The 17,011-nt window shown below is 55.3% G+C and carries 16 protein-coding genes; 12 read left to right on the top strand and 4 right to left on the bottom strand.

The window, feature by feature from the left end; genetic code table 11:
- Positions 1–288 precede the first annotated feature (288 nt).
- From SK38_RS12375 to SK38_RS12365, 3 genes are all read left to right on the top strand, one after another.
- A complete protein-coding gene (locus SK38_RS12375) occupies positions 289–534 on the top strand; it encodes a YmjA family protein (protein WP_003021350.1) in 246 nt (81 codons plus the stop codon).
- Positions 535–620: 86 nt separating this feature from the next.
- Positions 621–1,097: a cold-shock protein gene (locus SK38_RS12370; protein WP_003830914.1), complete on the top strand. Its 477-nt coding sequence runs from the start codon at positions 621–623 to the stop codon at positions 1,095–1,097.
- Positions 1,098–1,336: 239 nt separating this feature from the next.
- Positions 1,337–1,894, top strand: a complete 558-nt coding sequence (locus SK38_RS12365; protein WP_223849069.1) for a hypothetical protein — start codon at positions 1,337–1,339, stop codon at positions 1,892–1,894.
- 191 nt (positions 1,895–2,085) lie between these two features.
- On the opposite strand, the gene SK38_RS12360 is transcribed toward SK38_RS12365, so the two are convergent.
- Together SK38_RS12360 and SK38_RS12355 are read right to left on the bottom strand one after the other, a co-directional pair.
- Positions 2,086–2,388, bottom strand: a complete 303-nt coding sequence (locus SK38_RS12360) for a putative quinol monooxygenase (protein WP_008783873.1) — start codon at positions 2,386–2,388, stop codon at positions 2,086–2,088.
- 135 nt (positions 2,389–2,523) lie between these two features.
- Positions 2,524–3,336, bottom strand: coding sequence for a DNA-binding transcriptional regulator (locus SK38_RS12355; protein ID WP_048226474.1), 813 nt, complete (start codon positions 3,334–3,336; stop codon positions 2,524–2,526).
- A 191-nt stretch (positions 3,337–3,527) separates the two neighbouring features.
- On the opposite strand from SK38_RS12355, the gene SK38_RS12350 reads away from it, so the two are divergent.
- From SK38_RS12350 to mmuM, 9 genes are all read left to right on the top strand, one after another.
- On the top strand, positions 3,528–5,192 hold the full coding sequence (locus tag SK38_RS12350) for a bifunctional 3-(3-hydroxy-phenyl)propionate/3-hydroxycinnamic acid hydroxylase (protein WP_048236001.1): 1,665 nt from the start codon (positions 3,528–3,530) through the stop codon (positions 5,190–5,192).
- Between the two features lies 1 nt (position 5,193).
- Positions 5,194–6,138 carry a 2,3-dihydroxyphenylpropionate/2,3-dihydroxicinnamic acid 1,2-dioxygenase gene (mhpB, locus tag SK38_RS12345; protein WP_048236000.1) on the top strand — a complete coding sequence of 315 codons (945 nt, stop codon included), beginning with the start codon at positions 5,194–5,196 and terminating at the stop codon, positions 6,136–6,138.
- 28 nt (positions 6,139–6,166) lie between these two features.
- Complete coding sequence (gene mhpC, locus SK38_RS12340; RefSeq protein WP_016149676.1) at positions 6,167–7,033, top strand: 2-hydroxy-6-oxonona-2,4-dienedioate hydrolase; 867 nt, start codon at positions 6,167–6,169, stop codon at positions 7,031–7,033.
- A gap of 9 nt (positions 7,034–7,042) precedes the next feature.
- Positions 7,043–7,852: a 2-keto-4-pentenoate hydratase gene (mhpD, locus tag SK38_RS12335; RefSeq protein WP_048235999.1), complete on the top strand. Its 810-nt coding sequence runs from the start codon at positions 7,043–7,045 to the stop codon at positions 7,850–7,852.
- Complete coding sequence (gene mhpF / locus SK38_RS12330) at positions 7,849–8,799, top strand: acetaldehyde dehydrogenase (RefSeq protein ID WP_048235998.1); 951 nt, start codon at positions 7,849–7,851, stop codon at positions 8,797–8,799. The genes mhpD and mhpF overlap by 4 nt, the downstream gene beginning before the upstream one ends.
- Positions 8,796–9,809, top strand: a complete 1,014-nt coding sequence (gene mhpE / locus SK38_RS12325) for a 4-hydroxy-2-oxovalerate aldolase (RefSeq protein ID WP_032942491.1) — start codon at positions 8,796–8,798, stop codon at positions 9,807–9,809. Before mhpF ends, mhpE begins: the two co-directional genes overlap by 4 nt.
- 69 nt (positions 9,810–9,878) lie before the next feature.
- Entirely contained in the window at positions 9,879–11,090 is a 1,212-nt protein-coding gene (gene mhpT / locus SK38_RS12320; RefSeq protein WP_020996588.1) for a 3-(3-hydroxy-phenyl)propionate transporter MhpT, read from the top strand.
- A 274-nt stretch (positions 11,091–11,364) separates the two neighbouring features.
- The gene (gene mmuP, locus SK38_RS12315; RefSeq protein WP_001373486.1) at positions 11,365–12,768 is read left to right on the top strand and encodes an S-methylmethionine permease; all 1,404 of its coding nucleotides are present in this window, start codon (positions 11,365–11,367) and stop codon (positions 12,766–12,768) included.
- A complete protein-coding gene (gene mmuM / locus SK38_RS12310; protein WP_008783883.1) occupies positions 12,755–13,687 on the top strand; it encodes a homocysteine S-methyltransferase in 933 nt (310 codons plus the stop codon). The genes mmuP and mmuM overlap by 14 nt, the downstream gene beginning before the upstream one ends.
- A 186-nt stretch (positions 13,688–13,873) precedes the next feature.
- On the opposite strand, the gene fbpC is transcribed toward mmuM, so the two are convergent.
- Positions 13,874–14,920 carry a ferric ABC transporter ATP-binding protein gene (gene fbpC, locus SK38_RS12305; RefSeq protein ID WP_000192349.1) on the bottom strand — a complete coding sequence of 349 codons (1,047 nt, stop codon included), beginning with the start codon at positions 14,918–14,920 and terminating at the stop codon, positions 13,874–13,876.
- Between the two features lie 11 nt (positions 14,921–14,931).
- The gene (locus SK38_RS12300) at positions 14,932–17,010 is read right to left on the bottom strand and encodes an ABC transporter permease (RefSeq protein WP_048235997.1); all 2,079 of its coding nucleotides are present in this window, start codon (positions 17,008–17,010) and stop codon (positions 14,932–14,934) included.
- Between the last annotated feature and the right edge of the window lies 1 nt (position 17,011).

The following is a 17,011-nucleotide window of genomic DNA, read 5'->3' as shown; positions in this document are numbered from 1 at the left end:
GCCAACTGCGGATTACAGATGTCGATAATGTAATTAGAATTAAAGTAATTTAATATTTCCTTGGTGGCTCGTTATTTAATAAGTAGCCATTATATCGAACTGAATAAGAATGCTGTTATTTAAATACGGAAGGTTTATTAAATGCGAAGTGGTGCCGGAAAACATTATTGATATATGTAATGCATAGTGACCAATAAAACAGATCGCGAACCATGAAATAAGAATGCTATCATTCACACCAGACGCGGCAGGCAACTGCTGGCACACGCATTTACCCCGGAGCAACTGATGAACAACGACATTCCGCTAAAATATTATGATATCGCCGACGAGTACGCGACCGAGGCCGCAAAGCCGGTGAGCGACACAGAACGTGACGCGCTGGCGCACTACTTCCAGCAGCTGATCACTCGTTTGATGAACAACGAAGAGATCAGCGAAGAAGCGCAGCAGGAGATGGCTACCGTGGCAGGTGTCGACGCTCAGCGTATCGATGATATTGCGGAGTTCCTCAATCGTTGGGGTAACGAGTAGCCAAAGACATGGCCTGTGTTTTACACTGCGCGCAAATTGAGTAGGTATACTCTACAAGTAATAGGTTTAATCAGGCGGAAACAGCAATGAACGGAACAATCACAACGTGGTTTAAAGATAAAGGCTTTGGATTTATCAAAGATGAAAACGGCGACAACCGCTATTTTCATGTGATTAAGGTTGCTAATCCTGAGCTGATCAAGAAAGACGCGGCGGTGACTTTTGAGCCCACCACCAACAACAAAGGCTTGTCTGCCTACGCGGTAAAAGTCATACCAGACAGCAAGTACATCTATATTGCAGGCGAGCGTCTGAAGCTCACCTCGATCAAGTCATTCCTGGTCTACAGCGAAGAAGTCCCTGTAGAGACCCGTATCGACAAAGAAAATGCTGTGCTGTCTGTCGGCGTGCTGATGAACAGCATCCGACCGAAATCAGACGTCAAGCCTGGTGAAATGCGCACGCTGAAAAAGCTGGCCATCACTACCTTCCAGGGCACGACGCTGATCTTCTCGGAAGATGAAATTGACATCGACGCGACGGTGAAACTGCTTAAAGTCTGAAACCCTTCAGACTGAATAAAAACCGGAACGCTGCTCTTTTCAGGAGCGGGTTTCGGTTTTTTTTTGATATGTGTAATTTACGTGATTCAGGTATGTAGTGATAAAATTAGTAGGTAGCAATCCGTTTCTGAATAGGTATATATTATCCGTATTAAATAAATATGATCGCCAACTATTTGCAGATTAGTAGCGCGGTTAACTAATAGTGATTCACCGGTATAACTAATGGGGTAATATAAGTGATTTTTAAAAAAATATGGAAAGCTATATCTTCTGAATATATACCATCGGCCATTTGCTTTTTTCTCCTTGCAAAAATGGATTATGAAATAATATCTATCTGGCCACAGAATGAATCGGTTGATGACAGAATTAAACTTTCTTTACTATTCATTCATTTGGTGATGATTTTAGTGATGTTTACTCCGCTAATTAATCGGTTTTTGTCACGAGTAGACAATGAGAAACTTGAAAAGTTTATAGCTCTTCCGCAGAAAGATAAAAACATCACATACATCGATTATTATGATTTTCTGAGCGGGCTTGCTTTATCAGCATTTTACTTATCTATCCTTATTTTTACAATGAAGAGTATTTACGAAGAAGCAGGATGGATAATTTCTGGTATTTATATATTTACAATGTTTGTGTCTTCTATTTCTATTGCTGCATTGTCATTGCTTAGATTTATCTGGTTATTTACAAAGTTTAATAATTATATATATTGGTTTATTGTTTTACTTGCGAGCAGTATGTGTATGGCAGTTATTGGTGCCGCGATGAAAATGGCCTCGTAAAAATGCGCTTAATATCTGGAACAGTGATGATTCCGTTTTGTAATCCGTGGGATGCATTGTTGCAAAGCTTAAAGCCTCTTTTGAAGAGGCTTTAAGCCCTCAGCGACCAGGGAAGTAAAAGACTGTCTTTCCTGGTGTTGAGCATTCTGCCAAAAACATAATTAACAGTATTCCAACTACTTTCTTCATTATCACGAGACTGCCGGATTTACCACGTCATCCATCAGTATGTAACGTGCTTCCTGGCGCGTGTATTGATCGATTAATGGTACAAGTCGCTGGAAATGCTCGCTGGCACAATGTTCATCGAGAGCCGCGTGGTTTGGCCATTCTTCGATAAAAATAAAATGCCCCGGATCTTTTTCATCAATATAGAGGTCGTAAGCAATGCAGTGCGGTTCTTTCTTCGTTGCCGCTATTAGCTCACGATACAACGGGAGAACAGTTTCAATATACTCAGGTTTGATGAAATCCTCAGCAATGACCTTTAACATGCAGCCTCCTGGCAGAAAACGAATGCACACTATGTAATGAAGATATTTTTTGGGCAAGAGGTCACAGAGTTTTATCGGCCGGATAGTGAGTTATGCCAGCTATCAATCAGATGATCCGCATAACTGTGATCCATCTCACCTCCCGGCAACCAAAATCTCCTGCGATTCGACGCCGTCCTCTATCTGTTTCGCCACCTTTTGTAAGGCCGGAAGATGCTTTTCCGCGGCCTGTTCGATGGTCATGGCGCTGGCCATATACACCAAATTCAGGCAGCCGATCACCCGCTGTTCGCTGCGGATGGGGACGGCGATAGAAGCGATTTTCTCCTCCTGATCCCAACCGCGAAAGTTCTGCCCAAAACCGTCTTTTCGCGCGCGGGTCAAAATGGCATTGAGCTTCAGCGGCTCGCGCGCAAGCTGGAACTCTTCTCCCGATCGGGAGGCAAGCATTTCAATCAGTTCCTGCCGTTCATTCTCCGGGCAAAATGCCAGCCAGGTCAGGCCGGATGCGGTTTTCAGCAGTGGCAAACGACGCCCTACCATCGCCCGGTGAAACGACAGACGGCTGAAACGGTGGGTGGTTTCACGTACCACCATCGCGTCCACATCCAGCGTGGAAACGTCGGTCGGCCAGATGACCTCGCGCAGCAAATCCCCCAGCAGCGGGGCGGCGAGTGCAGAAATCCACTGCTCGTCACGAAACCCCTCGCTGAGCTGGCGGACTTTAATGGTTAAGCGAAAGCTGTCATCGGACAGGCTGCGCCGGACGTAACCCTCATCCTGCAGGGTTTCCAGCAGCCGTCTGACCGTGGTGCGATGCAGGCCGCTTAACTCAGCAAGCAAGCCAACACTGGCCCCACCATCGAGCCGGTTTAACATATTTAATAACATTAATCCGCGCGTTAATCCGCGTACGGTTTTGTACTCAGTGCTCTCGTCATTTTTCATATTCATTGACAAATCTACAGGTAAAACAACGTTGTGCACTTAGTGCACATCCTGGCATGTTTTGATTGTAGCGCAAAAACTCGCTTCTATACTGACCGCACAACAAAAAATTATTCACATATTTTTAACAAAACAAATTGCGCCTCACCAGGGTCCGCAATTGCGTTTTGTCCGAGTCGTGAGGTTCTGAAATGACAACAAAAAACCCGGATATCCAACCCGCTGTGCAGCATACCGCGCAGGTGGCGATTGCCGGTGCTGGTCCGGTAGGGCTGATGATGGCCAACTATCTTGGGCAGATGGGCATTGAGGTGTTGGTAGTGGAGAAGCTCGACACGCTGATCGACTATCCTCGCGCCATCGGCATTGACGATGAAGCGCTGCGCACTATGCAGTCTGTGGGGCTGGTCGAGAACGTTTTGCCGCACACCACACCGTGGCACGCAATGCGCTTTCTCACCCCGAAAGGCCGCTGTTTTGCTGATATCCAGCCGATGACCGACGAATTTGGCTGGTCGCGCCGCAATGCTTTTATTCAGCCGCAGGTGGACGCGGTGATGTTGGAAGGGTTGTCGCGTTTTCCCAACGTGCGCTGCCTGTTCTCCCGCGAGCTGGAGGCCTTCAGCCAACAAAACGGCGAAGTGACGCTAAATCTGAAAGCGCCAGACGGTCAACGTGAAACGGTGAAGGCTCAGTGGCTGGTGGCCTGCGACGGCGGCGGCAGCAACGTCAGACGTTCTCTGAACGTGCCGTTTGAAGGTAAAACCGCGCCGAATCAGTGGATTGTGGTGGATATCGCCAACGATCCGCTCAGCACGCCGCATGTGTATTTGTGCTGCGATCCGGTGCGCCCGTATGTCTCTGCCGCGCTGCCGCACGCGGTGCGCCGTTTTGAGTTTATGGTTATGCCGGGGGAAACCGAAGCGCAGCTTAGCGAGCCGCAGAATATGCGCCAGTTACTGAGCAAAGTGCTGCCGAACCCGGACAACGTCGAGCTGATCCGCCAGCGCGTGTATACCCATAATGCTCGTCTGGCCGAACGTTTTCGTATTGACCGCGTGCTGCTGGCGGGCGATGCGGCGCACATTATGCCGGTCTGGCAGGGTCAGGGATACAACAGCGGCATGCGCGATGCTTTCAACCTGGCATGGAAACTGGCGCTGGTGATTAACGGTAAAGCCGACGATGCGCTGTTGGATACCTACCAGCAGGAACGCCGCGACCACGCCAAAGCGATGATCGACCTCTCCGTGACCGCTGGCAACGTACTTGCGCCGCCCAAACGCTGGCACGGCGCGGTACGCGATGGGGTTTCCTGGCTGTTGAACTATATTCCGCCGGTCAAACGTTACTTCCTTGAAATGCGGTTTAAGCCGATGCCGCAGTACCACGCCGGGGCGCTGGTGCGTGAAGGCGACGCGAAAACTTCACCGGTCGGCAAGATGTTTATCCAGCCGAAGGTGACGCTGGAATCGGGCGAAGTGACGTTGCTCGACAACGTCATCGGACCGAATTTCGCGGTGATTGGCTGGGGCTGTAACCCACTATGGGGCATGAGCGAGGCGCAGATCCAACAGTGGCAGGCGCTGGGGACGCGTTTTATCCAGGTCGTGCCGGATACGCAGATACATACCGATCAGGATAACCACGACGGCGTTACCCGCATAGGCGATACGCAAAACCGCCTGCGCGCGTGGTTTGCCCAGCACAACGCCGCGCTGGTAGTCATGCGCCCGGACCGCTTCGTGGCCGCCATCGCCATTCCGCAAACCCTGGGCAGCACCCTGAATAAACTGGCGTCGGTGATGACGCTCACTCACGCTACTGCCGACATTCCTGTTGAAAAGGTTGCCTGATATGCACGCTTATCTTCACTGTCTTTCCCACTCGCCGCTGGTGGGCTATGTCGACCCGGCACAGGCTGTGCTCGACGAGGTTAACGGCGTGATCGCCAGCGCTCGGGCACGTATTGCGGCGTTCGAACCTGAACTGGTCGTGCTGTTTGCCCCCGATCACTACAACGGATTTTTCTACGACGTGATGCCGCCGTTCTGTTTAGGCGTTGGAGCTACGGCGATCGGCGATTTTGGTAGCGCGGCGGGGGAATTACCGGTGCCGACAGATCTGGCTGAAGCCTGCGCCCACGCGGTAATGAAAAGCGGTATCGATCTCGCCGTGTCCTACAACATGCAGGTCGATCATGGCTTCGCGCAGCCGCTGGAGTTTTTGCTCGGCGGCCTGGATAAGGTGCCGGTGCTGCCAGTGTTTATTAACGGCGTCGCCACGCCGCTGCCGGGCTTTCAGCGTACCCGCATGCTCGGTGAAGCGATTGGCCGTTTCGCCAGCTCGCTGAATAAGCGCGTGCTGTTTTTAGGCTCCGGCGGGCTATCGCACCAGCCGCCGGTACCGGAGCTGGCGAAGGCCGATGCCCATATGCGTGACCGCCTGCTCGGCAGCGGCAAACAGTTACCTGAAAACGAGCGCGAGCTACGCCAGCAGCGGGTGATCAGCGCCGCCGAGAAGTTTGTGGTCGATCAAAACACGCTACACCCGCTTAACCCTGTCTGGGATAACCGTTTTATGACCCTGCTTGAGCAGGGGCGTTTGCAGGAGTTGGATGCGGTCAGTAACGAAGAGCTGTCCGCGATGGCGGGCAAATCAACGCACGAAGTTAAAACCTGGGTTGCCGCCTTTGCCGCCATTTCTGCCTTTGGCAACTGGCGCAGCGAAGGCCGTTATTACCGCCCGATCCCGGAGTGGATCGCCGGATTCGGCTCCCTGAGCGCCACTACGCAGAACTAAAACAGAACTGAATATGCAGGAGAACATCATGACTTACCAACCGCAAACCGAAGCCGCTACCAGTCGTTTTCTGGAGGTGCAGGAAGCAGGCGAAACCCTACGCGTGCATTTCAATGACTGTGGGCAGGGCGAAGAGACCGTCGTGCTGCTGCACGGATCCGGTCCTGGCGCGACGGGCTGGGCAAACTTCAGCCGCAATATCGATCCGCTGGTACAGGCCGGATACCGGGTGATCCTGTTGGATTGTCCTGGCTGGGGCAAAAGCGATGGGATCGTTAACCGCGGTTCGCGATCCGATCTCAACGCCCGCATCCTGAAAAGCGTGGTCGATCAGTTGGATATTCAAACAGTCCACCTGCTGGGTAACTCGATGGGCGGTCACAGTGCTGTGGCGTTTACCCTGAGCTGGCCGGAGCGCGTGGGCAAACTGGTGCTAATGGGTGGCGGAACGGGCGGCATGAGCCTGTTTACCCCGATGCCGACCGAAGGTATCAAGCGCCTGAATCAGCTGTATCGCGAGCCGACCATCGAGAATCTGAAGCTGATGATGGAGATCTTTGTCTTCGACACCAGCGACCTGACCGAGGCGTTGTTTGAGGCGCGCCTGAATAACATGCTGTCGCGTCGCGATCACCTGGAAAACTTTGTCCAGAGCCTGGAGGCCAACCCGAAACAGTTCCCGGATTTCAGCCCGCGTCTGGGTGAAATCAAAGCTCAGACTCTGATTGTCTGGGGACGCAATGACCGCTTTGTACCGATGGATGCCGGTCTGCGCCTGCTCTCCGGAATTGCCGGTTCTGAGCTGCATATCTACCGCGACTGCGGGCACTGGGCGCAGTGGGAACATGCGGATGCCTTTAACCAACTGGTGCTGAACTTCCTCGCACGCCCTTAAGGAACGGACATGACGAATCGTAATCTTGAGCAGCTAGCCGCCGATTTACGTCAGGCTGAAGAAAAAGGGGAAGCCATCGCCCCACTGCGTGAATTGATTGGTGTGGATAACGCCGAAGCGGCCTACGCCATTCAGCGCATCAACGTGCAGTACGACGTGGCGCGCGGGCGTCGCGTGGTCGGGCGCAAAGTGGGGCTGACGCACCCGAAAGTGCAGCAACAGCTGGGTGTCGATCAACCGGACTTCGGTACGCTGTTTGCTGATATGTGTTATGGCGATAACGAAACCATCCCGTTTTCCCGTGTGCTGCAACCGCGTATTGAAGCCGAAATTGCGCTGGTGCTGAACCGCGATCTGCCCAATACCGACACCACTTTTGACGAGCTTTACAACGCCATAGAGTGGGTACTTCCCGCGCTGGAAGTGGTCGGCAGCCGTATCCGCGACTGGTCGATCAAATTTGTTGATACCGTGGCGGATAACGCCTCCTGTGGCGTGTATGTGGTCGGCGGTCCGGCACAGCGTCCGGCAGGATTAGATCTGAAAAACTGCGCGATGAAAATGACGCGCAACAACGAAGAGGTCTCCAGCGGGCGCGGCAGCGAATGCCTGGGACATCCGATCAACGCCGCCGTCTGGCTGGCGCGCAAAATGGCCAGCCTCGGCGAGCCGCTGCGTGCCGGAGACATTATTCTCACCGGAGCGTTAGGCCCGATGGCGGCGGTGAATGCGGGCGATTGTTTTGAAGCCCATATCGACGGTATTGGTTCAGTCGCCGCCACCTTTTCAGCGGCGGTTACAAAAGGAAGTCAGTCATGAGTAAGCGTAAAGTCGCCATTATCGGCTCCGGCAACATCGGTACCGATTTGATGATAAAAATTCTGCGTCACGGCGTGCATCTGGAAATGGCGGTGATGGTCGGTATCGATCCAGAATCTGATGGCCTGGCGCGTGCCCGACGCATGGGCGTTTCCACCACCCATGAAGGGGTGACAGGGCTTATCGCCATGCCGGAATTCGCTGATATCGACATTGTGTTTGACGCCACCAGCGCAGGCGCGCATGTGAAGAACGACGCTGCGCTACGTGCCGTTAAACCAGGCATCCGCCTGATCGACCTGACGCCCGCGGCAATCGGTCCTTACTGCGTGCCGGTGGTGAATCTGGCAGCCAACGTTGATCAGCAGAACGTCAATATGGTGACATGCGGCGGACAGGCAACCATCCCAATGGTGGCGGCAGTTTCTCGCGTGGCAAAAGTCCATTACGCGGAGATTATCGCCTCGATCGCCAGTAAATCGGCGGGGCCGGGTACTCGTGCCAATATCGACGAGTTTACCGAAACTACCTCGAAGGCGATTGAAGTGGTCGGCGGCGCGGCAAAAGGCAAAGCCATTATTGTCCTTAACCCGGCCGAACCGCCGCTGATGATGCGTGACACGGTGTATGTGCTGAGCGAAGCGGCCTCTGAGGTTGAAGTTGAAGCGTCGATTAATGAGATGGCGGCGGCGGTGCAGGCCTACGTGCCGGGCTATCGCCTGAAACAGCGTGTCCAGTTTGAAGTCATCCCGGAAGATAAACCGGTGAATCTGCCGGGTATCGGCCAGTTCTCTGGGCTGAAAACTGCGGTGTATCTGGAAGTGGAAGGCGCGGCGCACTATTTACCAGCCTACGCGGGCAACCTCGACATTATGACCTCCAGCGCGCTGGCGACCGCTGAGAAGATGGCGCAGTCCCTCGCTCGTCAGGCAGGAGAAGCAGCATGAACGGTAAAAAACTTTATATCTCTGACGTGACCCTGCGCGACGGTATGCACGCTATTCGTCATCAGTATTCACTGGAAAATGTGCGCCAGATAGCCAAAGCGCTGGACGACGCACGGGTTGATTCTATTGAAGTGGCCCACGGCGACGGTTTACAAGGTTCCAGCTTTAACTACGGCTTTGGTGCGCACAGCGACCTGGAGTGGATTGAAGCGGCGGCGGACGTGGTGAAGCATGCCAAAATTGCCACGCTGTTGCTGCCGGGTATCGGCACTATTCATGACCTGAAAAATGCATATCAGGCCGGCGCACGGGTAGTGCGCGTGGCGACCCACTGCACTGAAGCAGACGTGTCGGCCCAGCATATTCAGTATGCGCGTGAGCTTGGCATGGATACCGTCGGCTTTCTGATGATGAGCCATATGACCACACCGGAGAACCTGGCGCAGCAGGCGAAGCTGATGGAAAACTACGGCGCGACCTGTATTTATGTGGTCGATTCCGGCGGCGCAATGAACATGAGCGATATTCGCGCCCGCTTCCGCGCACTGAAAGCGGTGCTGAAGCCGGAAACAGAAACCGGAATGCATGCGCATCACAACCTGAGTCTTGGGGTGGCGAACTCCATTGCCGCGGTAGAAGAGGGGTGTGACCGTATCGACGCCAGCCTGGCCGGGATGGGCGCAGGCGCGGGCAACGCGCCATTGGAGGTATTTATCGCCGCTGCGGATAAGCTTGGTTGGCAGCACGGCACCGATCTCTACGCACTGATGGACGCCGCCGACGATTTAGTGCGTCCATTACAAGACCGTCCGGTGCGGGTGGATCGTGAAACGCTGGCGCTGGGCTATGCCGGGGTGTACTCCAGCTTCCTGCGTCATTGCGAAGTGGCGGCAGCACGCTATGACCTGAGCGCAGTAGATATTCTGGTGGAACTGGGCAAACGTCGGATGGTGGGCGGCCAGGAAGATATGATCGTCGACGTAGCGCTGGACCTGCGCAACCGCAAATAAAAAATGATTACGCGGCTGGCAACGTATCAGCCGCGATTCACCTGCATCGTGACCTCAGAGGGACATCTTATGACGACCCGTACCCCCGCATCTTACCGCCTGACGTTGACCGTTGGGCTTTGCTTTTTAGTTGCCCTGATGGAAGGGCTGGATTTACAGGCCGCCGGTATCGCTGCTGTCGGTATCGCCCACGCGTTTGCGCTGGATAAAATGCAGATGGGCTGGATCTTCAGTGCGGGCATTCTCGGACTGCTGCCCGGCGCGCTGGTGGGCGGCATGCTGGCTGACCGCTATGGGCGCAAGCGCATTCTCATTGCCTCTGTGGCGCTGTTCGGCCTGTTCTCGCTGGCGACGGCGATTTCCTGGGATTTCTCATCACTGGTTTTTGCCCGTCTGATGACCGGTGTCGGGCTGGGCGCGGCGTTGCCGAATCTGATCGCGCTGACCTCCGAGGCGGCGGGCCCGCGTTTTCGCGGTACGGCGGTGAGCCTGATGTACTGCGGTGTGCCGATTGGCGCGGCGCTGGCGGCAGCGCTCGGGTTTAGCGGCCTGGCCTCCGCCTGGCAAACGGTGTTCTGGGTAGGCGGGGTGATCCCGCTGCTGCTGGTGCCGCTGTTGATGCGCTGGCTGCCGGAATCTCAGGTTTATACCCAACAAACGCAGGTGGCCGCCGCACCGTTGCGCGCCCTGTTTGCGCCAGCGACGGCGAGTGCCACGCTGCTGCTGTGGTTGTGCTATTTCTTCACCCTGCTGGTGGTGTATATGCTGATCAACTGGCTGCCGATGCTGCTGGTGGAGCAGGGCTTTCGGCCATCGCAGGCGGCAGGCGTAATGTTTGCTCTGCAAATTGGCGCGGCCAGCGGCACGTTAATTCTCGGGGCGTTAATGGATAAACTGCGCCCGGTGGTGATGTCGCTGCTGATCTACACCGGGATGTTGGCTTCACTGCTGGCGCTGGGTACGGTGTCGTCATTGAGCGGCATGCTAATGGCGGGATTTGTGGCGGGGATGTTCGCCACCGGCGGGCAAAGCGTGTTGTATGCGCTGGCGCCGCTGTTTTACAGCACGCAGATCCGCGCCACAGGTGTGGGCACCGCCGTCGCAGTCGGGCGTCTGGGAGCGATGAGCGGCCCGCTGCTGGCAGGGAAAATGTTAGCGCTCGGTACCGGAACGGTAGGGGTGATGGCGGCTTCTGCGCCGGGCATTTTGCTGGCAGGCCTGGCGGTATTTATTCTGATGAGCCGCAAATCGCAGATGCCGATCCCGGCCAGCGGTGCTTAAGCATTCATCCGGTTGTGTGAGTGGGGAGATTTGGTTCCTACTTCCGGGTGAACGCCGTCAGTCAACTGTGTTGCCAAAGTTTAGATAAAACATGGCAACGGAGGCGTTATGAGCTGGCGGCCCTTTTTGTATCTGATTATTAATCCCCACCCGCTATTAAGCGCCCGACGCGGTCATCTGCGTCTGGTGCAGGGTTGACTTTGCATTCTGTTAACAAACGCGGTATAACAAACCTTCTTTGGATGTTTAGATGTCCATACGTTTAGAAGGTTATATGCAAACAACACAACAAAATGCGCCACTGAAGCGCACAATGAAAACGCGTCACCTGATTATGCTTTCCTTGGGCGGCGTGATTGGCACAGGATTATTCTTCAATACCGGGTACATCATCTCCACCACTGGAGCGGCGGGAACGCTGCTGGCCTATCTGATTGGCGCGCTGGTGGTCTGGCTGGTTATGCAGTGTCTGGGCGAGCTGTCGGTCGCGATGCCGGAGACCGGGGCGTTTCACGTTTATGCCGCGCGCTATCTTGGTCCGGCTACCGGGTATACCGTGGCCTGGCTCTACTGGCTGACCTGGACTGTGGCGCTGGGTTCGAGCTTTACCGCCGCTGGATTCTGTATGCAGTACTGGTTTCCACAGGTGCCGGTATGGGTCTGGTGCGTGGTGTTCTGCGCGATTATTTTTGGTCTGAATGTTATCTCCACGCGCTTTTTTGCCGAAGGGGAGTTCTGGTTCTCGCTGGTCAAAGTGGTCACTATCATCGCCTTTATCATCCTCGGTGGGGCGGCGATTTTCGGCTTTATTCCGATGCAGGATGGCTCGCCCGCGCCGGGGCTGAGTAATATCACGGCAGAAGGCTGGTTCCCGCACGGTGGCTTACCGATTTTGATGACTATGGTGGCAGTGAACTTTGCTTTTTCGGGTACCGAGCTTATCGGCATTGCCGCCGGTGAAACGGAAAACCCGCGCAAAGTTATCCCGGTAGCGATTCGTACTACCATCGCGCGACTGATTATTTTCTTTATCGGCACCGTGTTTGTGCTGGCAGCGCTGATCCCGATGCAGCAGGCGGGCGTGGAGAAAAGCCCGTTTGTGCTGGTGTTTGAGAAAGTAGGGATCCCGTACGCCGCTGATATTTTTAACTTCGTGATCCTGACGGCTATTCTTTCTGCAGCGAACTCCGGGTTATATGCCTCCGGGCGCATGCTGTGGTCGCTGTCGAATGAACGTACGCTACCGGCCTGTTTTGCGCGAGTAACGAAAAACGGCGTTCCGCTGACGGCGCTGTCGGTCAGTATGCTCGGTGGTGTGCTGGCGCTGTTTTCCAGCGTGGTGGCCCCGGACACGGTATTTGTTGCGCTGTCGGCAATCTCCGGGTTTGCGGTGGTGGCGGTGTGGCTGAGTATCTGCGCCTCGCATTTTGTTTTTCGTCGCCGTCATCTGCAACAAGGTAAGGCATTGAGTGAATTACATTATCGCGCGCCGTGGTATCCGCTGGTGCCAGTATTAGGTTTTGTGCTGTGCCTGGTGGCCTGTGTAGGGCTGGCATTCGATCCAGCGCAGAGAATTGCGTTGTGGTGCGGGTTACCGTTTGTTGCGTTGTGCTATGGTGCTTATTTCCTTACTCAACCCCGAAACGCAAAACAGGAGCCAGAACATGTCGCAGAATAATCCGTTACGCGCTCTCCTTGATAAACAGGATATCCTGCTGCTGGATGGCGCGATGGCGACGGAGCTGGAAGCGCGAGGGTGTAACTTAGCCGACAGCCTGTGGTCAGCCAAAGTGCTGGTAGAAAACCCGGAGCTTATCCGCGAAGTGCATCTTGATTACTACCGGGCGGGGGCGCAATGCGCGATCACTGCCAGCTATCAGGCGACGCCGGCGGGCTTCGCCGCGCGAGGTCTGGATGAAGCGCAGTCGAAAGCGCTGATTGGCAAAAGCGTGGAGCTGGCTCGTAAAGCCCGTGAAGCGTATCTGGCAGAGAACCCGCAGGCGGGAACGCTTCTGGTGGCGGGATCCGTCGGGCCTTACGGCGCGTATCTGGCGGATGGCTCTGAATACCGTGGCGATTATCATTGTAGCGTTGAGGCATTTCAGGCGTTTCATCGCCCGCGCGTGGAAGCCTTGCTGGATGCCGGGGCCGATCTGCTGGCCTGCGAAACCCTGCCGAATTTTGCCGAGATTGAGGCGTTGGCTGAGCTGTTGACCGCATATCCGCGTGCGCGGGCGTGGTTCTCATTTACCCTGCGCGACAGCGAGCACCTGAGCGACGGTACGCTGCTGCGTGACGTGGTTGCGTTGCTGGCGGGTTATCCGCAGGTGGTGGCGCTAGGCATTAACTGCATTGCGCTGGAAAACACCACCGCTGCGTTGCAGCATTTACACGGTTTAACGGCGCTGCCGCTGGTGGTGTATCCGAACTCGGGCGAGCATTACGATGCCGTGAGCAAAACCTGGCATCATCACGGTGAACATTGCGCGCAGCTGGCGGATTATCTGCCGCAGTGGCAGGCCGCTGGCGCACGGTTAATTGGCGGGTGCTGTCGCACCACGCCTGCGGATATTGCCGCGCTAAAAGCGCGCAGCTGAGGGTTTTATCGGGTCTACATCGTTCATTGTAGGCCTGATAAGCGCAGCGCATCAGGCATTGCCGGATGGCGGCGCAAGCGCCTTATCCGGCCTACATCGTTCATTGTAGGCTTGATAAGCGCAGCGCATCAGGCATTGCCGGATGGCGGCACAAGCGCCTTATCCGGCCTACAAAGCCACAAAACGTTATGCCGCATCCGCCAGAACAAACATGCCGTACGGATGGATTTCGAGATAATACTGTTCGCCGACGTCCGGTTGCAGGCGCGTAGCGTTGACCTGCAATAAAATCTCCTGCCCGTGCCATTCCACCGTCACTTCATACTGCGGCCCCATATAGGCGACATGGCGGATCACGCAGCGCTGGCTCTCCTCGCCGCGATCGCTGAGCGTGATCGCTTCCGGGCGCACACCGACCATCCCTTCGCCCTGTGTACCAAAGTGCAGCGGGCGCGGCAGATGATAGCCGTAGATATCAACGTATCCGTCGCTGAAGGTTGCCGGGAACAGGTTGGCATCGCCCATAAAGCTCGCCATAAAGCGGGAGGCGGGCTGGCGGTAAAGATCCTGCGGTGAGCCGATCTGCATGATGTGTCCCTTGTTCATCACCAGCACGGTATCGGAAACCGCAAAGGCTTCGCTCTGATCGTGGGTGACGTACAGCGAGGTGATATCAAACTGCTTTTGCAGCTCGCGGATCTTGTCGCGCATGCTGCGACGCAGGTTGGCGTCGAGGTTACTCAACGGCTCATCAAACAGCAGCACTTTCGGCTTGAGGATTAGCGCGCGGGCCAGCGCCACGCGCTGCTGCTGACCGCCGGAGATCTGATCGACAAAGCGGTCTTCGAATCCTTCCAGATCCACCATCGCCAACGCCTCTTTGACGCGGGCTTTCAGCTCTGCGCGCGGTACGCCGAGCATTTTCAGGCCATAACCGACATTCTCTCCCAGCGACATATGCGGGAACAGGGCATAGGACTGAAACACCATACAGATATCGCGCTGCTGAATAGAGCGATGGGTGACGTCTTCGCCATCAATGAAAATTTGCCCTTCGCTCGGTTTTTCCAGCCCGGCAACCAGGCGCAAAATAGTGGTTTTGCCGCAGCCGGACGGGCCGAGCAGCGTCACCATTTGCCCCTGCGGGATGGTGAGGTTGATATTGTCGATTACCGTATTACTGCCAAATCGTTTAGTGACGTTGCGCAGTTCAACGAAATTTTTCTGAGTCATAGTGCGCTCCATTACGCCTGGTTTTTGGCTTTTGAACGGGAGGTGCGTGATTCACCGATCAGCCAGTCAAAGATGAAAATAATCGCCAGCATCACCACGATCAGAATGGAACCGTAGGCAATCGCTACACCGTATTCGCCATCTTCCACGCGGTTGAGGATGTAGGCCGTCGCTACGCGGGTATCCGGCGTGACGAGGAACACGATGGCGCTAACGGTGGTAATGGCGCGCACAAAGCTGTAAATCAGCGCCGAGAGGATCGCCGGGCGCAGCAGCGGCAGTAGGATGTGCGTAATGGTACGCAGGGAACCGGCGCGCAGGCTGAGTGAGGCTTCATCCAGTGATTTATCGATTTGGCCTAAGCCCGCGATACCCGCCCGGATACCGACCGGGACGTTACGCATCACCATTGAGATAATGACAATCGCCGCCGTACCAGTGAGGTACACCGGGGCGCTGTTAAAGGCCAGAATGTACGATACGCCCGCGACGGTGCCCGGAACGGCAAAGCACAGCATGGTGGTGAACTCGATGGTCTTCTTGCCTTTAAACTGCTGGCGCACCACGATCCATGCGATCAGCAGGCCGAAGATCGCGGTAATTGGCGCGGCAATCCCGGCGTAGAGCAGGGTGTCGAGCAGTGAAGGCCACGCGCCGTCGCTCATCCCCTGACCGAACAGTTTGGTAAAGTTCGCCAGCGTCAGGGTGTAGTCCACGCCCCAGTTGACGGTGAAACTGCCGTAGAAAATGCTGCCGTAGAGCAGGGCGTTAAAGGCAATCCACACTGCCAGCAGCGCGACCACACTCCATACCAGCGTTACCGGCAACGGCTGTACGTCGCCCCGGTAGGATTTGCCGGAAACGGTGACGTATGAGCGTTTACCAATCCACATATACTGCACGCAGAACACCAGCAGCGAAAACAGCAGCAGGAAGGCACCCAGCGTACTGGCGGCCTGGTAGTCAAGCTGCGAACCGGTGATGTAGAAGTAGATTTGCGTTGCCAGCACGTCGAAGTTTCCGCCGAGCACCAGCGGGTTACTAAAGTCGGCCAGTGACTGCACGACCACAATCAAAAAAGCGTTAGCCAGTGCGGGTTTCAGCAGCGGGACAAACACGCCGTTAAAGGTCTGCCAGCGGCTGGCACGCAGGGTGTATGACGCTTCTTCCAGCGACGGATGAATGGTTTTGATTGCTCCGTCGAGGATCATAAACGCCATCGGCGTAAAGGCCAGAACCTGCGCCAGCCAGATGCCGGTAAAGCCATACAGCCAGTTGGTGTTGGTTAAACCAAACCATTCGACCATAAACTCGGTGATGTAACCGGAGCGTCCCATCATCAGCGTGACGCCTAAACCGACGACAAACGGCGGAGTGACGATCGGCAAAATCGAGAAGATACGTCCGATTATGGCGCTGCGTCTGGCGATACGGGTGGTGTAGATAGCCAGTACCAGACCAAAGAAGGTACAGCCGACGCCGACGGCAATCGACAGCATAATCGAGTTGAGGATCACCTGAATGATATGTGCCTGCGACAGCACATTCATAAACGCCAGCGGGGCAAATTCCCCGGCGTCGTTGGTGAACATCGGAATGAAAATGGCGATGCTTGGCCAGACGATAAAAATACCGATCAGCGCGACAATCGCGGTAAGCGAGCCGATGACGAAACGGTCACCGCCCAGCCATTCGAGGCGGGTGAGCGCCAGGGTCATGATTGCGCCAAGCGCCACAAACAGCACGATGGTGGCATAGCCTAAGCCGCGACCTTCAAGGGTGGCGCTGGCGACAATAAAGGCCATACAGAAAAATGCCCAACCCGCGTCAAGATAATGGCGGCTGCGCTGTTCGCGCCTGGCTTCATGGAATGGGCGCACCAGCAGCAGGCTTGGCAGCAGATACCACAGCCAACTGATATTGAACTGCGACCAGCCGTAGGCGGCGAGTATTTCTTCCCGCGTTGACTCCAGCAGACCGTAGTCCAGGCCCCAGCTAGGCAGCAGGGCAAACGCCAGCCAGCCGAGCAAAACCCAAAGAAATATCGCATCCCGTTTTTTCACGGGATGGAGTGCAAGTGTGTGTGACATA

This window comes from Citrobacter sp. MGH110 (assembly GCF_001037515.1).
GTDB lineage: Bacteria > Pseudomonadota > Gammaproteobacteria > Enterobacterales > Enterobacteriaceae > Citrobacter > Citrobacter portucalensis.
The sequence above is the reverse complement of the archived record's forward strand: the minus strand, read 5'-3'. Positions and strand labels throughout refer to the sequence as shown.